The sequence below is a fragment of the Rhodococcus sp. T2V genome (assembly GCF_029269925.1).
Classification (GTDB): Bacteria; Actinomycetota; Actinomycetes; order Mycobacteriales; family Mycobacteriaceae; genus Rhodococcus_F; species Rhodococcus_F koreensis.
Window position 1 is genome coordinate 130,910 of record NZ_JARJBD010000011.1, and the last position, 21,399, is coordinate 152,308.

20 protein-coding genes and 1 pseudogene are annotated in these 21,399 nt (G+C 67.7%); 12 read left to right on the forward strand and 9 right to left on the reverse strand.

Features of this window, described 5'->3' with window-relative positions; all coding sequences use genetic code 11:
• Positions 1-5 precede the first annotated feature (5 nt).
• On the reverse strand, positions 6-782 hold the full coding sequence (echA20, locus tag P3H15_RS12605) for a (7aS)-7a-methyl-1,5-dioxo-2,3,5,6,7,7a-hexahydro-1H-indene-carboxyl-CoA hydrolase (RefSeq protein ID WP_087558144.1): 777 nt from the start codon (positions 780-782) through the stop codon (positions 6-8).
• A gap of 61 nt (positions 783-843) precedes the next feature.
• Between echA20 and P3H15_RS12610 the strand changes: the two genes are divergently transcribed.
• The 6 genes from P3H15_RS12610 to P3H15_RS12635 all read left to right on the forward strand — a co-directional run bounded on the left by P3H15_RS12610 (position 844) and on the right by P3H15_RS12635 (position 6,781).
• On the forward strand, positions 844-1,650 hold the full coding sequence (locus P3H15_RS12610; RefSeq protein ID WP_276137535.1) for an SDR family oxidoreductase: 807 nt from the start codon (positions 844-846) through the stop codon (positions 1,648-1,650).
• A complete protein-coding gene (locus P3H15_RS12615) occupies positions 1,647-2,561 on the forward strand; it encodes an SDR family oxidoreductase (RefSeq protein WP_276137536.1) in 915 nt (304 codons plus the stop codon). Before P3H15_RS12610 ends, P3H15_RS12615 begins: the two co-directional genes overlap by 4 nt.
• Before the next feature lie 199 nt (positions 2,562-2,760).
• Positions 2,761-3,624 carry an LLM class F420-dependent oxidoreductase gene (locus tag P3H15_RS12620; protein ID WP_276137537.1) on the forward strand — a complete coding sequence of 288 codons (864 nt, stop codon included), beginning with the start codon at positions 2,761-2,763 and terminating at the stop codon, positions 3,622-3,624.
• A gap of 90 nt (positions 3,625-3,714) precedes the next feature.
• Positions 3,715-4,962 (forward strand): glycosyltransferase family 4 protein, encoded by a 1,248-nt coding sequence (locus tag P3H15_RS12625; protein ID WP_276137538.1) that lies wholly within the window; start codon positions 3,715-3,717, stop codon positions 4,960-4,962.
• Positions 4,956-5,696, forward strand: a complete 741-nt coding sequence (locus tag P3H15_RS12630; protein ID WP_276137539.1) for a class I SAM-dependent methyltransferase — start codon at positions 4,956-4,958, stop codon at positions 5,694-5,696. The genes P3H15_RS12625 and P3H15_RS12630 overlap by 7 nt, the downstream gene beginning before the upstream one ends.
• On the forward strand, positions 5,693-6,781 hold the full coding sequence (locus P3H15_RS12635; protein ID WP_276137540.1) for a prenyltransferase: 1,089 nt from the start codon (positions 5,693-5,695) through the stop codon (positions 6,779-6,781). The genes P3H15_RS12630 and P3H15_RS12635 overlap by 4 nt, the downstream gene beginning before the upstream one ends.
• Here P3H15_RS12635 and P3H15_RS12640 read toward each other — a convergent pair.
• Genes P3H15_RS12640 through P3H15_RS12660 form a run of 5 tightly spaced genes read right to left on the reverse strand, consistent with a single transcriptional unit; the run spans position 6,757 to position 10,938 of the window.
• Entirely contained in the window at positions 6,757-7,419 is a 663-nt protein-coding gene (locus P3H15_RS12640) for a class I SAM-dependent methyltransferase (protein WP_276137541.1), read from the reverse strand. The two genes, P3H15_RS12635 and P3H15_RS12640, sit on opposite strands and share 25 nt — an antisense overlap.
• Positions 7,416-7,808 (reverse strand): carboxymuconolactone decarboxylase family protein, encoded by a 393-nt coding sequence (locus P3H15_RS12645; protein WP_087558137.1) that lies wholly within the window; start codon positions 7,806-7,808, stop codon positions 7,416-7,418. The genes P3H15_RS12640 and P3H15_RS12645 overlap by 4 nt, the downstream gene beginning before the upstream one ends.
• The gene (locus P3H15_RS12650; protein ID WP_276137542.1) at positions 7,805-8,680 is read right to left on the reverse strand and encodes an NAD(P)-dependent oxidoreductase; all 876 of its coding nucleotides are present in this window, start codon (positions 8,678-8,680) and stop codon (positions 7,805-7,807) included. Before P3H15_RS12650 ends, P3H15_RS12645 begins: the two co-directional genes overlap by 4 nt.
• On the reverse strand, positions 8,677-9,426 hold the full coding sequence (locus P3H15_RS12655) for an SDR family oxidoreductase (protein WP_276137543.1): 750 nt from the start codon (positions 9,424-9,426) through the stop codon (positions 8,677-8,679). The genes P3H15_RS12650 and P3H15_RS12655 overlap by 4 nt, the downstream gene beginning before the upstream one ends.
• Before the next feature lie 42 nt (positions 9,427-9,468).
• Complete coding sequence (locus P3H15_RS12660) at positions 9,469-10,938, reverse strand: aldehyde dehydrogenase (protein ID WP_276137544.1); 1,470 nt, start codon at positions 10,936-10,938, stop codon at positions 9,469-9,471.
• A gap of 111 nt (positions 10,939-11,049) precedes the next feature.
• Between P3H15_RS12660 and P3H15_RS55490 the strand changes: the two are divergent.
• Positions 11,050-11,271: pseudogene (locus P3H15_RS55490) on the forward strand (hypothetical protein); the annotation flags it as partial.
• A gap of 72 nt (positions 11,272-11,343) precedes the next feature.
• Positions 11,344-12,534, forward strand: coding sequence for a Fic family protein (locus P3H15_RS12665; protein WP_276137545.1), 1,191 nt, complete (start codon positions 11,344-11,346; stop codon positions 12,532-12,534).
• Positions 12,535-12,545: 11 nt separating this feature from the next.
• On the opposite strand, the gene P3H15_RS12670 is transcribed toward P3H15_RS12665, so the two are convergent.
• The 3 genes from P3H15_RS12670 to P3H15_RS12680 form a co-directional block, all read right to left on the reverse strand.
• Entirely contained in the window at positions 12,546-13,001 is a 456-nt protein-coding gene (locus P3H15_RS12670; protein WP_276137546.1) for an OsmC family protein, read from the reverse strand.
• A complete protein-coding gene (locus P3H15_RS12675) occupies positions 12,998-13,840 on the reverse strand; it encodes a hypothetical protein (protein ID WP_276137547.1) in 843 nt (280 codons plus the stop codon). The genes P3H15_RS12670 and P3H15_RS12675 overlap by 4 nt, the downstream gene beginning before the upstream one ends.
• A 114-nt stretch (positions 13,841-13,954) precedes the next feature.
• Positions 13,955-14,935: a potassium-tellurite ethidium and proflavin transporter gene (locus P3H15_RS12680; protein WP_276137548.1), complete on the reverse strand. Its 981-nt coding sequence runs from the start codon at positions 14,933-14,935 to the stop codon at positions 13,955-13,957.
• A 124-nt stretch (positions 14,936-15,059) separates the two neighbouring features.
• On the opposite strand from P3H15_RS12680, the gene P3H15_RS12685 reads away from it, so the two are divergent.
• The 4 genes from P3H15_RS12685 to P3H15_RS12700 all read left to right on the forward strand — a co-directional run bounded on the left by P3H15_RS12685 (position 15,060) and on the right by P3H15_RS12700 (position 21,384).
• Complete coding sequence (locus P3H15_RS12685; RefSeq protein ID WP_276137549.1) at positions 15,060-15,629, forward strand: TetR/AcrR family transcriptional regulator; 570 nt, start codon at positions 15,060-15,062, stop codon at positions 15,627-15,629.
• Positions 15,630-15,817: 188 nt separating this feature from the next.
• On the forward strand, positions 15,818-19,093 hold the full coding sequence (locus P3H15_RS12690) for a protein kinase (protein ID WP_276137550.1): 3,276 nt from the start codon (positions 15,818-15,820) through the stop codon (positions 19,091-19,093).
• A 172-nt stretch (positions 19,094-19,265) separates the two neighbouring features.
• Positions 19,266-20,468: a CaiB/BaiF CoA-transferase family protein gene (locus P3H15_RS12695; RefSeq protein WP_276137551.1), complete on the forward strand. Its 1,203-nt coding sequence runs from the start codon at positions 19,266-19,268 to the stop codon at positions 20,466-20,468.
• A 28-nt stretch (positions 20,469-20,496) separates the two neighbouring features.
• The gene (locus P3H15_RS12700; RefSeq protein WP_276137552.1) at positions 20,497-21,384 is read left to right on the forward strand and encodes an LLM class F420-dependent oxidoreductase; all 888 of its coding nucleotides are present in this window, start codon (positions 20,497-20,499) and stop codon (positions 21,382-21,384) included.
• Positions 21,385-21,399: the final 15 nt, after the last annotated feature.

The following is a 21,399-nucleotide window of genomic DNA, read 5'->3' on the forward strand; positions in this document are numbered from 1 at the left end:
CGATGTCAGCCTTTCCTGTTGTTCGAGTTGGAGCGGGGCTTGCCGGTCTCGACGAACTCGTCGCGGTGCTCGTCCGCGACGCCCGCGAGGTTGAGTTCGAAGGTGTAGCCCTGCTCGAGGCGGTAACTGGTCTTCACGTCGACGGGGTCGATGCCGTTGATCGCCTCCTTGGCGCAGCGGATGACCCGGGTGTCCTTGGCCGCGATCTTGGCGGCGATGTCGCGGGCGGTGTCGTCGAGTTTCTCGCGCGGCACCACCTCGTACACCGACCCGAAGTGCTGGAGTTGCTGGGCGGTGACGTTCTGCGCCGTGTAGTACAGGGTGCGCATCATGTGCTGGGGGACGAGCCGGGCCAGGTGGGTGGCGGCGCCGAGCGCCCCGCGGTCGACCTCGGGCAGTCCGAAGACGGCGTCGTCGGATGCCACGATCACGTCGGCGTTGCCGACCAGCCCGATGCCGCCGCCGACGCAGAACCCGTTGACCGCGACCACCACGGGCACGGCGCAGTCGTAGACGGCGGCGAACGCGGCCGCGCAGCCCCGGTTGGCGTCGACCAGCGCGCCGTACCCGTCGGTGGCCTGCATTTCCTTGATGTCGACGCCGGCGTTGAACCCGCGTCCCTCGGCTCGCAGGATCACCACGTGGGTGTCCGGGTTCCGGCCCGCGTCGAGCACGGCGTCGGCCAGCTCGAACCAGCCCCGGGAGGGGATGGCATTCACGGGCGGGTAGTCGACGGTGACCGTGGTGATGCCCCCCGGATCTGTCTCGCTCCGAATTCCCACTGTTTTCTCCTCGTCAGATCCGCACTTCACGCACCAAGCAATTGCTTGGTAGGGTAGCACGATGGAAACAGGTTCCAACATGACCGGAAGCGTCGTGCTCGTGACCGGCGGAGTTCGCGGGGTGGGCGCGGGCATCAGCCGCACCTTCCTACGGGCGGGGGCGACGGTGGTCGCCTGCGCTCGCCGGCCGGGCGACGACCCCGTGGAGGCGGACGGACGCGCCGCCGAATTCCTGCCATGCGACATCCGCGACCCGGAGCAGGTGCAGGGTCTCGTCGACCGGATCGTCGAGCGGCACGGCCGCCTCGACGTGCTGGTCAACAACGCCGGCGGGGCGCCGTTCGCCCTCGCGGCGGACGCGAGCCCGAAGTTTCACTCGAAGACCGTCGAGCTGAACCTCCTTGCCCCGCTGCTCGTCTCGCAGGTCGCGAATGCTCGGATGCAGACGCAGGATTCGGGTGGCGCGATCGTCAACATCTCCAGCGTCAGCGGGTCCCGGCCCTCGCCCGGCACCGCGGCGTACGGGGCGGCGAAGGCCGGCGTCGACAGCCTGACCACCAGCCTGGCGGTGGAGTGGGCGCCGAAGGTGCGGGTCAACTCGGTGGTCGTCGGCCTGGTCCGCACCGAACTCGCGCACCTGCACTACGGGGACGAGGCGGGGATCGCGGCGGTCGGGAACACGGTCCCGCTGGGCCGGATGGCCTGCCCCGAGGACGTCGGCAACTGCGCGGTGTTCCTGGCTTCACCGCTGGCGGCGTATGTCAGCGGTTCGACACTGACCGTCCACGGCGGCGGGGAACGACCAGCCTTCCTGGCGGCGGCAACGGCATCGACATCAGTTACAGCATCTACAGAGGAGAAGGCATGAGTGGAGTGGTCGACGGTCGCGTCGTCATCGTGACGGGCGCCGGGCGCGGAATCGGACGCGCCCATGCGCTGGCGTTCGCCGCCGAGGGGGCGAAGGTCGTGGTCAACGACATCGGGGCCGGACTCGACGGTTCCGCGACCGGGGAGAGTCCCGCCGAGCAGGTGGTCGCGGAGATCGTGGCCGCGGGCGGCGAGGCCGTCGTCAACGGCGACGACGTCGCGGACTGGGCCGGGGCCGAGCACCTGATCCGGACGGCGATCGACACGTACGGGCGGCTCGACGTGCTGGTGAACAACGCCGGATTCCTGCGCGACCGCATGCTCGTGGGAATGAGCGAGCAGGAGTGGGACGCCGTCGTGCGCGTGCATCTCAAGGGGCATTTCGCGACGCTGCGGCACGCCGCCGCGTACTGGCGGGCCGAGGCGAAGGCGGGCAATCCGGTGGACGCCCGGATCGTCAACACGAGTTCCGGTGCCGGACTGCAGGGCTCGATCGGGCAGGGCAACTACGCCGCCGCGAAGGCGGGGATCGCGGAGCTGACCATCCAGGCGGCCGCGGAGTTGAAGAACTACGGCGTCACCGTCAACGCGATCGCGCCCGCCGCCCGCACCCGGATGACCGTCGGCGCAGGCGGTGCGATGGCCGAGGCGATGGCCGCCCCCGAGGAGGGCTTCGACGCGATGGCGCCGGAGAACATCTCCCCGCTCGTCGTCTGGCTCGGGAGTGTGGAGTCGAAGGATGTGAGCGGGCGGGTGTTCGAGGTCGAGGGAGGCAAGATCACCGTCGCCGAGGGCTGGCGGCACGGCCCGACCCAGGACAAGGGCGCGCGCTGGGAGCCGAAGGAGATCGGGCCCGTCGTCGCGGACCTGCTCGCGAAGGCGGAGGACCCGGTCCCGGTCTACGGCGCCTGAGCAGGTGAGTGGCGATGTGTGCTGGGGGACGCATTGCCACTCACCTGGGGGACGAACGGGACGCCCGTTGCGTCAGATCCGACGAGCGTCCCGTTCGTCCGGCCGCGCGGAGAACTGGAGAGTTGTTTGGACAAATTGATAAACAGGTGTCCAGAAGTTACTGTGCATGGAGGAAATGGCTCTCGGCCAAGGAGAATTCGTGAAATTCGGCATAACGTTGTTTACGAGTGACCGCGGGATCGAGCCGGCCTCGGCCGCGAGGGGTGCAGAGGCCAACGGATTCGACTCGTTCTACGTGCCCGAGCACACGCACATTCCGGTGAAACGCGATGCGGCGCATCCTCAGACGGGAGACGCGTCGCTGCCCGACGACCGCTACATGCGCACCCTCGACCCGTGGGTGGCGCTCGCCACGGCGGCGGCGGTCACGGAGCGGATCGAACTGGGCACGTCGGTGGCGGTGCCCGTCGAGCACGATCCGATCACGCTGGCCAAGACGATTGCCTCGCTCGACCACCTGAGCGGCGGGCGGGTGATCCTCGGCGTGGGGTACGGGTGGAACCTGGACGAGCTCACCGACCACAACGTCCCGCCGGGGCGGCGGCGGACGATGCTGCGGGAGTACCTCGAGGCGATGCGCGCGCTGTGGACGCAGGACGAGGCGTCCTACGACGGCGAGTTCGTGAGCTTCGGTCCGAGCTGGGCGTGGCCCAAGCCGGTGCGGGTGCCGCCGGTGGTCGTCGGCGCCGCCGGCAACGACAAGAATTTCACGTGGATCGTGAAGTCCGCCGACGGCTGGATGACCACCCCGATCGAGCAGGACATCGACGACCGGGTCGCCGCGCTGCGGCGGATGTGGCACGAGGCCGGCAGGGACGGCGAACCGCGGATCGTCGTGCTCGACGGCAAACCGGACGTCGACAAGTTGCGCCGATGGAAGGACCTCGGCGTCACCGAGGTGGTGTACGGGGTGCCCGACCGCAGCGAGCAGGAGGTCCTCGCCTACCTCGGACGCCTGGCGGGAAAACTCGAGGGATTACGCGAGTCGACCGCGGTGGGGTGAGTGAGTGCGGTTGGATGGAACGAGGACACACCCCGAGTAAGAACGTGTTCTAGTATTGCTTGCCAGTTGCTCGAGGAGAGGCCGAAGTCCGTGCGCATCGCACTCTTGTCGTACCGAAGCAAGCCCCACTGCGGTGGGCAGGGTGTGTACGTCCGGCATCTCAGCCGTGAGCTGGTCGAACTCGGCCATCAGGTGGAGGTGTTCTCGGGCCAGCCGTACCCGGACGTCGACCCCCGGGTGACGCTGACGAAGGTCCCCAGCCTCGACCTGTACCGCGAGCCGGATCCGTTCAGAACGCCGCACCCCCGTGAGTTCCGCGACGCCGTCGACGTGCTCGAGGTCGCGACCATGTGGACGGCCGGTTTCCCGGAGCCGCTCACGTTCAGCCTCCGCGCCGCGCGACTGCTGAAGGAGCGGGCCGGCGAGTTCGACGTGGTGCACGACAACCAGTGCCTCGGCTACGGGCTGCTGCAACTCCAGAAGGCCGGACTCCCCGTCGTCGCCACCATCCATCACCCGATCACCCGCGACCGCGAACTGGATCTCGCGTCGGCGAAGTGGTGGCGCAAGGTGACGGTCCGCCGCTGGTACGGATTCCTGCGGATGCAGAAGCGGGTGGCGCGCGCCATCCCCGCGCTGCTGACGGTGTCGCGGTCGTCCGCCGACGACATCAGCGCCGCGTTCGACGTTCCCGCCGCGAACCTGCGGACCATCCCGCTGGGGGTGGACACCGAGGTGTTCCGACCCCCGGCTGCCGAACGGGTTCCGGGCCGCATCGTGTGCGTCGCCAGTGCCGACATGCCGCTCAAGGGAGTGTCGACGCTCCTCGAAGCGGTCGCGAAGGTGCACACCGAGCGCGCCGTCGAACTGGTACTGGTCACCAAGCTGGCACCCGGCGGAGTCACCGAGAAGCTCATCGAGGAATTGGCCATCGGTGACGTCGTCCGCACCGTGTCGGGCATCGACGACGGCGAACTGGCGGCGCTGCTGGCGTCCGCCGACGTCGCGTGCGTGCCGTCGCTGTACGAAGGCTTTTCGCTGCCTGCCGTCGAGGCGATGGCGTGCGGCACCCCGCTGGTCGCGAGCCGCGCAGGCGCCATTCCCGAGGTGGTGGGAACGGACGAGGAGGCGGGAGTGCTGGTGACGCCCGGCGACCCACAGGAACTCGCGGATGTGCTGGGCGCGTTGCTCGACGACCCGCAGCGCCGCGCCCGGCTCGGCGACGGTGGCCGCCGTCGCGTGCTCGAGCGTTACAGCTGGGCCGCCGTGGCCGCGACAACCGCGCAGACCTATGCCGAAGCGATAGCGCAGACCCGTCAAGGAGGCCGATCGTGCTGACCGTGGACTTCGACCGGCTGGGTGTGAAGCCCGGCGACAAGGTGATCGACATCGGGGCCGGTGCCGGACGGCACTCGTTCGAGCTGTATCGACGCGGCGCCGACGTCATCGCCTTCGACCAGAACGCCGACGAACTCGCGGACGTCGAGAAGATGTTCGTGGCGATGGCCGAGGTCGGCGAGGTCCCCGCGGGCGCCTCGGCGCGGGTGGAGGTCGGCGACGCGCTGAACCTGCCGTACGAGGATGCGACGTTCGACGTCGTCCTCATCTCCGAGGTCCTCGAACACGTTCCCCGCGACGGCCGCGCCATCGCCGAGCTGACCCGCATCCTCAAGCCGGGTGGTGTTGCGGCGGTGACGGTTCCGCGGTGGCTGCCGGAGAAGATCTGCTGGGCGCTGTCCGACGCGTACCACGAGGTGGAGGGTGGTCACGTCCGCATCTACCGCGCCGACGAGCTGGCGGAGAAGCTCATCGCCGCCGGACTGGAGGTGCGGGGCCGGGACCACGCGCACGCCCTGCACTCGCCGTACTGGTGGCTCAAATGTGCGGTCGGGGTGGAGAACAACGACAACCCCCTCGCGAAGGCCTACCACCAGGTTCTGGTGTGGGACATGATGAAAGCGCCCTGGCTGACGCGCACCGCGGAGAAGGTGCTCAACCCGGTGGTCGGCAAGAGTGTCGTGTTCTACCTCGAGAAGCCGAGGGAACCGAGCGTGGTGAAGGCGCCGCGGTGAGAGCCGCCGGCGTCCCGTCGGTACCGAACGTGCTGTCGGAGAGCCAGGTCCGGCAGACGGCACGGTCGATCGCGGCAGCGCAGGAGTCGTCGGGGGCGCTGCCGTGGTTTGCCGGCGGGCACACCGACCCGTGGGATCACGTCGAATCCGCGATGGCGCTCACCGCGGCCGGGCTGCGCGACGAGGCGGAGGGCGCGTACGAGTGGTCGCGGCGCACGCAGCGACCGGACGGTTCGTGGCCGATGAAGTTCCGCGACGGGACCGTCGAGAATCACGATTCCGACAGCAATTTCTGCGCCTACCTCGCGGTCGGGGTGTGGCACCACTACCTGATCACCGGCGACCGGAACTTCGTCGACAGGCTGTGGCCGTCGGTGCAGGGCGGCCTCGACTTCGTCGTCGACATGCAGGCGCTCAGCGGCGAAATCTGGTGGGCCCGCGGCGAGAACGGCCAGGACTGCGCGGAGGCGCTGCTGACCGGGAACTCCAGCATTCACCACAGCCTGCACTGCGGTCTGCTGCTCGCCCGGCTGGTCGACGACCCGCAACCGGAATGGGAGTTCGCGAAATACACACTCGGGCACGCGATCAGGCAGCATCCCGAGTCGTTCGCGATCAAGGACGAATACTCCATGGACTGGTACTACCCGATCCTCGGGGGCGCCGTCCGCGGTGAGGCCGCATCGGATCGCATCGACTCGCGGTGGGACGATTTCGTGGTCGAGGGACTCGGCATCCGCTGCGTGGACCACCGGCCGTGGGTGACCGGCGCCGAAACGTGCGAACTGGTACTGGCGCTCGACGCGATGGGGGAGCACGCCCGCGCGCTCGCGCAGTTCACCGCCATGCAGCACCTGCGGGACCCGGACGGCTCGTACTGGACCGGCCTCGTCTACAGCGACGGCAAACGGTGGCCGGTCGAGCAGACCACGTGGACGGGTGGTGCGATGATCCTCGCCGCGGACGCGTTGTCCCGCACCACGCCCGGACACGGAATCTTCCGGGACGCGGCGCTGCCCGTGGGACTACCGATCGGCCTCGACCGGTGCGGCGACTACTGTCATGCCAGCGGTTCGCCGGTCTGACCGCCCACCCGTTCGAGAACGCGCAGCGAGCCGGTGACGGACGTCTCCTTGAATTGTCCTGACGCCAGGGCTCGTTCGTAGATCTCGAACGGCGGCCGCCCGCCGTCGGCCGGATCCGGGAACACGTCGTGAATCACCAGGGCGCCGCCCACGTTCACCCACGGCGCCCACCCCTCGAGATCCGCCGACGCCGCCTCCGACGTGTGCCCGCCGTCGATGAACACGAAGTCCACGGGGGTGCGCCAGAACGTCGCGACCGTCGACGACCGCCCCAGCACCGCCACCACGTACTCCTCGAGCCCCGAATCCGCCATCGTGTGCCGGAACCGGCCGACCGTGTCGAGCCGACCGGTGTGCGGGTCGACGAACGCCGGCTCGTGATACTCCCAGCCCGGCTGATGCTCCTCGGAACCGTGATGGTGATCGACGGTGACGACGCGGGCACCGCGCGTCCTGGCCGCCGCCCCCAGGTAGATCGTGGAGCGACCGCAGTACGTGCCGATCTCGACGCCCACCCCACCGGGAGTCAGGTACTGCATCGCGGCCTCGTGCAGGGCTGTCCCCTCGTCCTCCGGCATGAAGCCGGGGACGGAGTCGGCGAGTCGAAGTAGCTCTGGTGTCAGATGTTCGGTTCTCATGTGGCCTCTGCGTCCGGGGCGGCCGCTCTGGCCGCTTTCTTCCGCTTGTGTAGCACTCCGCCGATCATCGCGTCGAGTTTCGTCCCCAACGGCCAGCCCACGTAGTGGCACAGGAACAGGGCGATCTCCCGGAGTTGGTCCTCGTCCAGTTCCTCGTTGTGCAGGGCGGCGCCCACCTGGATCTCGGCGACGTCGACGAGTCCCTGCGCGGTGAGCGCACCGAGCAGCAGAAGCCGGCGGTCGCGGATGCTCAGCCCGGGCCGCGACCAGATGTCGGCGAAAAGATGGTCGGCGGTGACGGCGAAATGCGCGCCGGGGCCGTCCTGCATCTCGAATCCGTAGACCTTCTCCATCATGGCCAGGCCGCGGGTGCGGGTGTCGTCGGTCATGGCTTCTCCTCCTCGTCCACGGTGCTGTCGACGCCGAGCCCCGGACCGAGACCCGACAGCGCGAGGCGCGCGAGTGGCAGCGCGACGTCGAGTCGTGCGCCGAGCCCGATCGCCAGCGACAGGTCCTTCTCGCCGAGGTCCCGGACGTGGGACATGATCGGGTACCAGTTGTCATTCACGTCGAGCGGGTCGGTGGTGTCGCGGAGCATGATCGCGCCGGCGCCGCCGGTGATCGCGTCGGTGTGGCGGACCACCTTTCCGAGTTCGGTGATGTCGAGACCGGCGGCCTCGGCGAGCCGCTGTGCCTCGGCGGCGGCGGTGAACGAGACGAAATGCAGCAGGTTCCGCGCCAGCTTCATCCGGGTGCCCGCGCCCACGTCGCCCGCGTGCACGACGAGTTCGGCCCAGTGCCCGAACGGCTCCCGGACCTTCTCGAACGCGTCTTCGCTCGCCCCGACCATCACCGCCAGCTTCCCCTGGTGCGCCCCGGGGGCGCCGCCGCTGACGGGCGCGTCGATCAGGTCGACGCCGCGCGCCCGGCAACGGTCGGCGAGTTCGACCGCGGTGATGTCGCTGATGGTGGAGTGCACCGCCACGATCGTCCCCGGTCGCGCGGTGTCGAGCAGTTCGGTGACCACCGCGCGGACCTGCTCGTCGTTCAGCACGGTCACCGAGATGACGTCCGCGTTCTCCGCCACCTCCCGCGGACTCGACGTGATCTTCGCGCCGGCTTTGCCGAACGGTTCCAGCGCCTCCGGCCGGGTGTCGCACACGATGAGTGCGCCCGGCCGGTCGAGCAGCCGCTTCGCCATCGGCGCACCCATGTTGCCGAGGCCGATATAGCCGACGGACACCTGCTGCGTCGTGGTCATCGGAAGATCTGCCCGCCGTCGACGTTGAAGATCTGCCCGGTGATCCAGGCGGCCTCGTCGGAAAGCAGGAACAGGCAGGCGCCGACGAGGTCGTCGGGGGTGCCCATCCGTTTGAGCGGCAACGTTTTCACCATGTCTGCCACCATATTTCCCGGCGTCACGGTGCGGGTGGCTTCGGTGTCGATCGGCCCGGGCGCGATGGCGTTGACCCGGATGTTCATGCCGCCCACCTCGTGGGCCAACTGCTGGGTGAGTCCGTTGATCCCGACTTTCGCGAGGCCGTAGAAGCCGGAGTACAGCCACGCCGCCGTCGACGACTGATTGACGATGGAGCCGCCCCCGCGTTCGTTCATCGCCGGCCACACGGCCCGCGTCACGTTGAGGGCGCCGTCGAAGTTCACGGCCATGAACTTCTTGTAGTAGTCCCACGGCACGGTAATCAGCAGGTCGAGCTTCATGCCGCCGTAGATCGCGGCGTTGTTCACCAGATGATCGATGCCGCCGAACTTCTCGACGGTGAACGCCGCGAGTTCCTGTGCCGAAGCCTCGTCGGCGACGTCGACGTCCTTGAACACCGCGGTCCCGCGGTCGGCGGCGATCTGCTTGGCCACCGTCTCGCCGCGTTCCGCGTTGAGGTCGGCCACCACCACGTTGGCGCCCTCGCGGGCAAGAGCACGCGCGTACCCCTCGCCGATGCCCTGTGCGGCGCCGGTGACGATGGCCGTCTTACCGTCGAAACGTCCCATATCGATTGACTCCCTGCATTATCGGGCCGGCTCGCCGGCGTATTATCGGGCCGGCTCCGCGACCAGCTTGGTTTCCAGGTATTCCTCGAACCCGGCCACACCCATCTCGCGGCCGATTCCGGACTGCTTGTAACCGCCGAACGGGGCGTCGGCGGAATACCAGACACCGCCGTTGACGCTGAGCGTCCCGGTGCGCACGCCCTCGACCACCCGCTGCACCCGTGCGGGATCCGTGCCCCACACCGATCCGGACAGCCCGTACGGTGAGTCGTTGGCGATGCTGATCGCGTCCTCGTCGCCGTCGTGCGGAATGATCACCAGCACCGGTCCGAAGATCTCTTCCCGCGCCACCCTCGCGGTGTTGTCGAGGCCGCTGATCAGGGTGGGTTCGACGAAGAATCCGCGGTCCCGATCGCTCGGGCGCCCGCCGCCGACCACGATCGTGCCGCCCTCCTCCCGGGCGAGTCGCAGGTACTCCTCGACCCGGGCACGTTGCCGGGCGGAAATGAGCGGCCCGCAGATGGTGCCGGGTTTCGTAGGATCGCCCGCGCTCAGTCCGCCGAGTGTGCGGGCCGTGGCCTCGACTGCCTCGTCGTACTTCTCGCGGGGCACCAGCAGCCGGGTGGTGATGGCGCAGCCCTGCCCTGCGTGGGTGGAGACGGTGAACGCGGCGACCCCGCACGCCCCGGCGAGGTCGGCGTCGTCGAGCACGATGAACGCGGATTTGCCGCCGAGTTCGAGGAAGACCTTCTTCAACGATTCGGACGCCGCCGCCATGACGGCCTTCCCCGTGGTGGTCGAACCGGTGAACGACACGAGGTCGACGCGGGGGTCGGTGGCGAGCTGCGCGCCGAGAGCGTGGTCGCTCGACGTGACGATGTTGACGACACCGGCCGGGAGATCGGTCTCCTCCGCGATGAGGTGCCCGACGAGGGCGGCGCACCAGGGAGTGTCGGGTGCGGGTTTGAGCACCACCGTGTTGCCGGCCGCCAGCGCGGGGCCGATCTTGGCGAAGTTGATCTGGTGCGGGAAGTTCCACGGTGTGATGGCCCCGACCACCCCGACGGCCTCCTTGAGGACGCGTCGGCGGGTCCTGATGCCCATCGGTTCGGCGACGCCCAGATCCTGTTCCCAGGAATAGCTTTCGGCGAGGTCTGCGAAGTAGCCGAGGTCGGCCACCGGGCCCTCGAGTTGCGGTCCGCTGGTGAGGAAGGCGGGGGCGCCGACCTCCGCGATGGTGAGGTCGCGCAGTTCCTCGATGTGAGTCTGCAGTACGTCGCGCAGCTGTCGCAGGCAGCGGGCGCGGAAGCCGTGGTCGCGGGACCACGTGGTGTGGTCGAAGGCTCGCCGGGCCGCGGCGATCGCGGCGTCCATGTCGGAGTCGGTTGCGTCGGCGGCCCGTCCCAGCACTTCCTCGGTGGCCGGGTTGATCACCTCGAACGTGCCGCCGGAACCGGGAATCAGTTTGCCGTCGATCAGGAGAGCGGAGCCGTCGGTGGGGCGCAGAGTCATGGATTTTCGCTTCCGAGTCGGGTGAGGGTCACAGCGATCTCTGAAAACTGGACATGTGTCTGGACTATAGTTTGAACAACTGGATGCCGCAATGACGAGTTCGGTGGAGTCCGGCTGTACGTCTTCCTCGCCAGCGACCTCGCCGTCGGTATCACTGGGGGAATCTTCGCCGGATCGGGTTGCTTCGTCGGTAGATTCGACCAACCGACTCCGACACTGCCGGCCTACCGCGACCACGCGACAGAGCCGCCGTGGTCGCTCGACGAACTGGCGGAGCTGGTGGGTGCATCACCCGGCTTACGAGGATGCTCGATATATCAACGATGTCTATAACTACGTTTGAGGTGCTGAAAGTAAGTTAATGTTCCCGTTATCTTATATTTGTCCTCGAACGAGGAGATTGTAGTGATCTGGCCGCCGCATCGACGAGAGTCTCGAGAGTGGAACCCGCGTCATCGGCAGGGTTCGCGCGCCGACCGCACTCTGGAGTCGGTCGACGTTTCGATTCCGCCGATGATCGGTTCCCTCCACTGCGACCTGGTCGGTGCTGTCGCTCGCGTGCACGAGGAGGCGGTCATCTCCGTTGCCCGCCTCGAAGCTGGTTTCGGCGAGCACCTGGTGCCGCTGTCGGATTTTCTGCTGCGCAGCGAGTCGGTGGCGTCGTCGAAGATCGAGCACATCGATGCGGGCTGGCGGGCGTTCGGCAAGGCGCTGGCCGGTGGTACGGCGAATGAGGAGGCCAAGTCTCAGCTCGCCGCGGTCAAGGCATTGATTGCGGTGGTCGACGCCGCCGGCGGTGGCCCGATCACGCTCGAGACTCTGCTGAGTGCGCACCGACTGTTGATGGCACCGGACTACTACACCGCCCGCGACTCCGGCAAGGTCCGCGACGTGCAGAACTGGATCGGTGGCAGCGGCTACACCCCGATCGACGCGCGTTACGTGCCGCCGCCGCCGGAACTGGTTGACGATCTGATGGCCGATCTAGTGGAATTCGCGAACCGCACCGATCTGCCGATTCTCGCGCAAGCGGCGATCGCGCACGCCCAGTTCGAGTCCATCCATCCGTTCATCGACGGCAACGGCCGCATCGGCCGAGCCCTGATCAGCGCGATTCTTCGACGCCGCGGCCTGACGCGCCGTGTCACTGTCCCGTTGGCGTCGGTGATGCTCGCGGACACGCGCCGCTACTTCGACCAGCTGACCCGCTACCGTGCGGGTGAGGCCGACGAGTTCGTCGAGTACGTCGCGAGTGCCGCGATCGTTTCCAGCGAGGCCGCGCAGGACTCGGCCCGCGCCTTGGCCGAACTCCCGGACCACTGGCGGCAGCTGGCCAAGCCGCGTAGCAACTCCGCCGACGAGAAGATCATCGACGCGCTGTTGGACACCCCGATCCTGAATGCCGACACCGCCCAGCAGATCACCGGTACCACCGACGCCAGCACGTACCGTGCTCTGGGACGGCTCACCGCGGCCGGGGTGCTCGAGGTGCTGTCCGAGAGCAGGCGTAATCAGATCTGGGCCGCTACCAACGTGCTCGCCGAACTCGACGCCCTGAGCACCACGATCGGCAGACGCACCACCGAGCACCCGTAACCGACGGGCAGTCACACTCCCGCGGTCGCCGGTGCGCGGACCGACACCTCTTCCGCGACGGCGGCTGCGGCGTCGATCAGTGCCTGTCCGGGGCGACGAGTCGCGAGGTCGGGAAGCGCGGCGCGCAGGCGCTCGGCGTGTGCCGCGTTCGCCACTTCCCAGTCCAGCCGGATCAGCTCGATGACGGCGCCGTCGTCGGTGCCCATGACGCGATCGACGTTCAAGGTCGCGGACACGGTGAGCGCGGCGGACTCGGCGATCGCAACCTCGCCGAGGAGCCGCAGCACCACGAGTGAGGCGGATGCGATGCCGGCGAGCATGTGCTCCACCGGGTTTGCGCCGGAATCGTGCCCGCCGTACTGCTGGGTTTCGTCGATCGTCAACTCGTGCCTGCGCGCGGTGACGGTCGTGCCATGCGTCCCGGGCACCGCGTGCACGACCAGTTGCTCACGTCGAGAAGTAGTCATCGAACCGCCTCATAGAAGTCTGCGGCGGTGTTTCCGCCTGTATTCAACACGCCTGCAAGCCATTCGATCGCATCCGCACCGGCAACTCGGACGTCGCGTGGATCGGGACCGTACTGAGGGGACAGGTAGTCGGCCAGCAGGCGCTGCGCATCCGTCCCGCTGTCGTCGTGGAGCAGCGACGCCACGGCGTCGAGTGCCACAGGATCTCTGCTCCTGACCTTGGCGATCGCCGCCGTCTGTGCGGCGACGACCTTTCGTACCGAGGGATGGTCGATTCCGGTCTTGTCCACGTCGACTGCGACACCTGCGGTGGGGAACCTCAGGGCGACGCCGAAGAACAACGATTCGGCGAGCCCGAGCCGTGACAGGGTGCCGGGAGCGAACGCGGAGCCCAGAACGGCGGCGTCGGCTTCTCCGGATCTCAGTGCCTCCAGTCGCTGCCGATCGCCTGCGCTTCCTGCGGCGAAGCGCAGCATCGACGGGGGTTCGTGGCCTGCCCAGCGATAACTCAGCATCCGCCGGGTGAAGGCGCACACGATCGATCCCTCCGGGTGGCCGGCTACGACGGTCGGCCCGGCCGATCGTGGGTCACCCTTTCGTGTCCAGATCCAGAACAGCGGGTGGAGGGTGTGGACGAGCGCAACTTTCCAACGGCGTTGCCCCCGAATGGTTTCGACCAGGGATCCGCCGAGCCCCGCGGACAAGGCGGCCTCCGGATGGTCTGGGCCGGACACCGCTTTCACGTCGATGCCCAGGCGGTCGTAGTAGCCCGCTCGCGCGGCGATCTCGTGGCACACCAGTTCGTGGACGTTGTGATCGCGATACCCCAGCAGAATCATTCCCGTTCCTTACTCGGCGAGTTCGGTCAGCCATTCTGTTCATTATGCTGAATTCAATACGATATTTGGAACAAGCCGAACTTATGATCCGAGCCGGGATCTGTCAAGCACCCCTCATCGAAGCTTCTGAGCGCTCTTGTAGGTCAACAGGATCGATTTCGTCGCGATCGTCACCACGAGGAGAGTCGCGGCGCCGAGCAGTCCGGCCGTGAGGGGCTGCCAGGCACGTGGCTGTACGAGGTGAAGCCACGTGATGGTGAGGGCGACGACACTCGCCACCGGAAAGGTGAACGACCAGAAGCCGTGCGAGAACGTCAGGGCGCGGTAGCGCGTCAGCAAGGGCGCCTGGACCATGACCATGAACGCCGTGACGGCGGTGAGCGCCACGAACAGGGCGTCGGGTCGCCCGTTCGAGATGGTCAGCCATGCCGCCGAGCCGACTGCAGGCGGAGCGATCATGATCGCGAGTGTCGGGGTCAGGGGCGCGGGCATGGTGGGGCGCAGCGCGAGTCTGAGGAACAAGAACACGGAAATGATCACCCAGAAGAACAGGCCGACCGCGAAACTTCCGACGGCGAGCCAGTCGAGACCGATCTGGGCTGCGGCAAGCGCCCCGACGAGGCCGGCTGCACTGAGGGGAAGGTAGTAGCCGCCGTGCACGGATTCGAGCGCCATCTCTCCGCTCATCCAGAAGCTCAACATCCATGCGCCGAATACCGCCCCGGCCGTGATGGCGAGCAGGGTCAGAGCCGTGCCGGCGATCGGAAATGTGCGGTGCAGGTTTGCTCCGAGCAGCATCGCCGAGATCGGAAGTAGCGCCGCGAGTGGGCCGTGGACGAAGTGCGTGAGCTGTTGTGAAATCCCGTGGTCCGCGCGCCTGGCGCGATGCGTGTGTGCGGTGGCGGTCCAGATCCAGGCGAGCGCTGCGAGCACCCAGAACGCCTGGGTCAGCGCGAACGGGGTGCCGAGCGCGGTCGTGGCGACCGACCAGGCCTGGGCCAGTCCGGCGAGACCCAGGGGGATCGCGAACAGGTTCAACGGTCGGTGCACGCGGATGCGTGACTCAGGGGCAGTGCTCGGGCGGTGATTGGACAAGGAAAATGCCTTCCTTCTCGTAACGGCGTACTCCGTTATTGACCTAGAGGTCCAATATGGGCGAGGGTCACCGTATTGCTATTTGACCTTGAGGTCAAATAGCGATCGCGAGTAACCTACTTCGGTGGCTAGACCGAGGCTGTTCGAGACGGATGCGGCGATCGACAAGGCGATGGACCTGTTCTGGCTTCAGGGGTACGCCGCGACGACGCCCCAGGAACTCGCCGGTCAGATGGGGATCGGCAAAGGCAGCCTGTACAACACATTCGGGAGCAAGCACGACTTGTTCCTGCGAGCGCTTCGGCGTTACACCGAGATGCGGCTCGAATACCTCGCCGATCTGTTCGCAGCGCCCGGCCCGGTCGGGTCCCGTCTCGAGACGGCGATGGCGGTACTCGCCGGGGTCGGCGAGCACCGGCGAGGGTGCGTCATGGTCAATGCTGCGGCCGAGCTCGGCACCGTCGACGACGAGGTGAACCGCATCGCGGACGAGCTGTTCACCCGGATCGAAGGCATCTTCAGGGACGCGATCGAGCAGGGGCAGCAGTCCGGGGAGTTCGGAGCGGACCGGCCTGCCGACAGTGCGGCGGGTCAATTGCTCGCGTCGGTGATCGGACTCAGCGTGCTCGTGAAATCAGGTGGCCGACCCGAAGCGTGTGCGACCGTCGTCGCGGGGTGCGTCGGCGGACTGTGATCTGCGCACGACCGCGGCGTCCGGAACTCGATTCGGCGACGTTCACATGCTCCCGTGCGCAGGGTCTGCGGCTATATCCTGGAATGCACGCTACCGCGGGGTGAGGAGCCCACGATTGTTCGTGCACTGGTCGTGCCGTCGGGACCGGTGTTCGGGACCATGAGCCGACGGGGTGAGTAGACCGTCCGATGGGTGAAGCCGATCCGCTCGACACGCAGCGGCACGTCGTCCCCGTCGTGGCTTCGGAGCTGAGTGCGGCCGGTTTCGACGACGCCCGGGAGATCGGGCGCGGCGGCTTCGGGGTGGTGTACCGCTGCACCCAGGCGGATCTGGATCGCACGGTCGCGGTGAAGGTGCTCACCGTCGATCTCGACGAGGAGAACAAGGCCCGGTTCTTCCGGGAGCAGCGGGCGATGGGCCGGTTGACCGGTCACCCGAACATCGTGGGCGTATTGCAGGTCGGCGCCACCGACAGCGGACTTCCCTACATCGTGATGCCGTATCACCCGCAGGACTCGCTGGAGGTCCGGGTCCGCAAGGACGGCCCTCTCGAACTGGACAGAGTATTGCGGCTGGGGGTGAAGATGGCCGGTGCGGTCGAGACCGCGCATCGGCTCGGGATCCTGCACCGCGACGTGAAACCTGCCAATATTCTGCTCACCGATTACGGCGAGCCGGCGCTGACCGATTTCGGCATCGCGCACATCTCCGGCGGTTTCGAGACCGCGACCGGTGTCGTCACCGGGTCACCGGCCTATACGGCGCCGGAGGTCCTCGAGGGCGATCCGCCGAGCCCGGCCGCGGACGTCTACGGTCTCGGGGCGACGCTGTTCAGTGCCCTCACCGGTCATGCCGCGTTCGAACGTCGCAGTGGGGAGCAGGTGGTCGCGCAGTTCCTGCGGATCACCACGCAACCCGTGCCCGACCTGCGGGAGCACGGGATCCCCGACGACGTGGCCGACGCGATTGCGCGCGCGATGTCCCGGAGCCCCGACGAGCGTCCGCCGACGGCGGCAGATTTCGGAGAGGAACTGCGCCGGATCCAAGTCGATCACGGTCTTCCGGTCGACGACATGGCCCTCCGTATGGAATCCGACGCGCAGGGGAACGACGGACAGCCGGTGTCCGGCCGGTTTCGATCCACGGGCACTTCCGGTACGTCCGCGCGGAGTGGCGGGCGGAATCTCCCCCTGGAACTCACCAGTTTCGTCGGCCGCCGGAACGAGCTCACCGAGGCCAGGAATCTGCTCGCCGGGTCACGGCTGGTGACGCTGACCGGAATCGGAGGGGTCGGCAAGACCCGGCTGGCGATGCGAGTCGCCGCGGCGGTGCAACGGGACTACGGCGACGGCGTGCGGCTGGTCGAGTTGGGCGAGGTGCGTGAGGAGTCTTCGCTGGTCGACGCGGTGGCCGCGGCCGTGGGTGTGCGGGATCATTCGGCGCGGCCGCTGCGCGAGGTGTTGATCGAGTTCCTCGCTTCCCGGGAACTGCTGCTGGTCCTCGACAACTGTGAGCACCTGGTGGACGCGGTGGCGGAGCTGGCCGAGACGCTGTTGCGGGTGTGCCCGGCGTTGCGGATCCTGGCCACCAGCCGCGAACCTCTGGTCATCGGGGGAGAGACGGTGTTGCGGGTGCCGCCGCTGGCCGTGCCGGAGCTTGACCGGAAGCCGTCCCTGCGGAGTGTGCGCAGATACGAGGCGGTGTCGTTGTTCGTCGAACGTGCCGCGGCCGCGGTTCCCGGCTTCGAGCTCACGGAGGACAACGCGGCTGCGGTGGCGGGGATCTGTAATCGCCTCGACGGGTTGCCGTTGCCGATCGAATTGGCCGCCGCTCGGTTGCGGGCGATGTCGCCCGAGCAGATCCTGCACCGTCTGACCGACCGCTATTCCCTGCTGTCGCGCGGCAGCAGGGGTGCGCCGACGCGGCAGCAAACGCTGCGGTTGTCCATGGACTGGAGTTTCGAATTATGCACCACCGGTGAGCAATTGGTGTGGGGACGGCTGTCGGTCTTCGCGGGGAGCTTCGAACTCGATGCCGCCGAGCAGGTGTGCGGCGCCGGCCTGGGCCCGGACGAATTGCTCGACACGCTGACCTCCCTGGTGGAGAAATCGATACTGATCCGGGAGGGGCACGGGTCGGTGGTGCGGTTCCGGATGCTCGAGACCCTCCGCGAGTACGGTTGCGAGAAGCTCGAGCAGACCGGCGAGACCGTGACTTTGCGTCGCCGGCACCGGGATTGGTACGAGGCGCTGGCGCTCACCGCGGAGGCGGAGTGGATCAGCGCCCACCAGTTGGACTGGATCCGCAGGTTGAAGCGCGAGCAACCGAACCTGCGGGAGGCCCTCGAATTCGGTGCCGACGACGATCCCGCCGCAGCACTGCGCACCGCATCCGCACTGTTCCTGTTCTGGGGCTCCCAGGGCCTGTACGGCGAGGGGCGGCGCTGGTTCGCGCAGTTGATCGCCCGGCAGAGTGGTCCGCCGACCGTCGGGTGGGTCAAGGCACTCCAGCGTGCCGGCATGATGGCCAATGTACAGGGTGACCTGCAGGCGGGGGCGGCACTCGTGGCGGAGGCGCGGACTCTCTCCGCGCACACGAGCGATCCCATGATGCGCTCCCTCGTCGCCTATGCCGAGGGCATGCTGGCCCTCTACAGCGGTGAACTGGAATCTGCGTCCTCGCACCTGGAAACGGCGCTCGCGGAGTTCGCCGAACGCGGCGATCGCACGCTCGAAGTCGCCGTCCTGTACCCGTTGGGGCTGGCGTACGGGCTCCGCGACTTGACGGACCCGGCGATCGACTACCTCGAGCGTGTTCTCGCGATCACGGAACTCCACGGCGAGAAGATGTATCGGTCACATTCGCTGTGGGCCTTGGGGATTGCCGTGTGGCGACAGGGCGACGACGATCGTGCGGTCCGGGTGCTCGAGCAGTCGCTGGAGCTGACCCGGCAGGTGCACGGCCCACGCGTCGCCGCGTCGGGTCTCGAGGCACTCGCCTGGATCGCCTGCGGGCTCCGGAACGAACCGAGGGCCGCGGTGCTGCTCGGAGCCGCGCAAGGGCTGGCGCGATCAGTGGGAAGCGCTGTGGTGATCTATTCCGATTTGCTTGTCTACCATGAAGAATGCAACCGCAAGAGCCGGAAAGCGCTCGGAGACAAGGTGTTCGACTCTGCTCACCGCAGAGGTGAGCAGTTCGGCTTCGATGCGGCCATCGCCTACGCCCTGCATGAACAGCCGGCCGGCGCGTCCGCGCACGACACCGGCCCGTCGACGCGTCTGACCAAGAGGGAACGCCAAGTCGCCGACCTCATCGCCGAAGGGCTGACCAATCAGGCCATCGCCGACCGCCTGGTGATCTCGCCGCGCACCGCTCAGGGGCACGTGGAGCACATCTTGGCGAAACTGGGCTTCACCTCGCGCGCACAGGTCGCGGCCTGGGTCGTGGAGCAGGCCGGCGACTGAACGACCACCTCGCGGCATCCGGGTTCTTCCAGCGGTGCCGTGATGGGGCCGAGTCGCGCACTCCGCCCGTCGATAGGCGGCAAATCCCCTCTTGACAGCGGGTGGCGGTGCTCGTAACGTCCGTGGAGTTCCAAATAATGATGTCAGTTCAGGATTATGAACGGAGCTTGTGATGGGGTTCACCGGAAATAGCGGAGCGTTGTCGGGCATCAAAGTGATCGACGCCGCGACGATGGTGGCCGGCCCGTTGGGCGCGTCGCTGCTCGCCGATTTCGGTGCCGACGTCATCAAGGTCGAGCCGATCGGTGGTGACGAGTCACGGACGTTCGGACCGGGACGAGACGGCATGAGTGGCGTCTACTCGGGCGTCAACCGAAACAAGCGCGCTGTCGCGCTCGACCTTCGGACGGCGGCAGGTCTCGAGCTGTTCCACGAACTCTGCTCGACGGCGGACGTGCTCATCGAGAACATGCTGCCCGGGGTTCGTGAGCGATTCGGGCTGACCGCCGCCGAGCTTCGCGAACGGCACCCTCACCTGATCTGCCTCAACGTCAGCGGGTACGGCGACAGCGGACCCCTCGCGGGCCGCCCTGCCATGGACCCGGTCGCTCAGGCGCTCACCGGCCTCATGGAGGCCACCGGGGAGCGTTCGGGGAAGCCGCTCAAGGCCGGGCCGCCCGTCGCCGACAGCGCCGCGGGCTACCTGGTCGCGATCGCCGCCCTCGTCGGACTCTTCGCGAAACAGCGCACGGGAGAGGGACAAACGGGCTCGGTGTCCCTGGTGGGGGCGTTGTTCCATCTGCAGACTCCGTGGCTGGGGCAGTACCTCCTCGCCGATTACATTCAGGGCAAGGTAGGCAACGGCAGCAATTTCTACGCGCCGTACAACGCCTACACGACCCGTGACGGCGGCGCGGTCCACCTGGTCGCGTTCAACGACCGCCACTTCGTCAAGCTGACCCGGGCGATGGGTGTGGAGGCTCTCGTCGACGATCCGCGCTTCGCGGACGCCGCGTCCCGGTTGGAGCACCGCGAGGCTCTCGACTCCGCCTTCGCACCCTGGTTCGCCGCCCGCGATCGTGACGACGTGGTCGCGTTGCTCTCCGCCCACGACATCATCTGCGCCCCGGTCCTCGCGTACGACGAGGCCGTCACCCATCCCCAGATCCAGGCCCTGGACCTCGTCGTCGACATCGACCACGACCAACTCGGACCGCTGCGGGTCCCGGGCCTCCCGGTCAAGCTCTCGGGCACCCCGGGTCACGTGCATCGCCCACCGACTTCGCTGGGCGAACACACCACCGAGATTCTCCGGGATCTCGGCTACCAGGACGACCGGATCGCGGCCCTCCGGGCCGACAGCGTCGTCCGATGACCACCGAACACGGCGAAAGGAAGCATCAATGAAGGTCGGAATCAGGATCCCGGGAGCGGGACCGTGGGCAGGGCCCGAGGCGATCACGGAGGTCTCGCGGTACGCGGAGAAGATCGGCTTCGACTCCCTCTGGATGACTGATCACGTCGCGCTGCCGACCCGAGTCGAGACGCCGTACCCGTACACCGAGGACGGCAAGTTCCTGTGGGACCCCGCCACGCCGTACCTCGACTGCCTCACGTCGTTGACCTGGGCGGCGGCGGCCACCGAGCGGATCGAGCTCGGCACATCCTGCCTGATCCTGCCGTGGCGCCCGCTCGTTCAGACCGCCAAGACTTTGGTGAGCATCGACGTGATGTCGCAGGGCCGGTTGTCGGTCGCCATCGGCGTGGGCTGGATGAAGGAGCAGTTCGAGCTGCTGGGAGCGCCCTTCAAGGACCGCGGCAAGCGGACCACCGAGATGGTCAACGCGATGCGGCACATGTGGAAGGAAGACGAGGTCGACTTCGACGGCGATTTCTACCAGCTCCACGACTTCAAGATGTACCCGAAGCCGGTGCGTGGCACGATCCCCGTCTGGTTCGCGGGGTACAGCACGGCCTCGCTGCGCCGCATCGCCGCCATCGGCGACGGCTGGCACCCCCTTGCGATCGCGCCGGACGAGTACGCCGGCTACCTGGCCACCCTGCAGCAGTACGTGGAGGAGGCGGGCCGGGACATGAGCGAAATCACGCTCACTGCACGGCCTTTGCGGACGGCGCCGTACAACGCCGAGACGATCGAAGCGTACGGCGACCTCGGTGTCACCCACTTCATCTGCGACACGTCGTTCGAACACGACACCCTCGAAGCAACCATGGACGAGCTCGCGGAACTCGCCGACGCCGTCCTCCCCACCGCACACAACCTGGCCTGACGGCCCGGCGGAAGA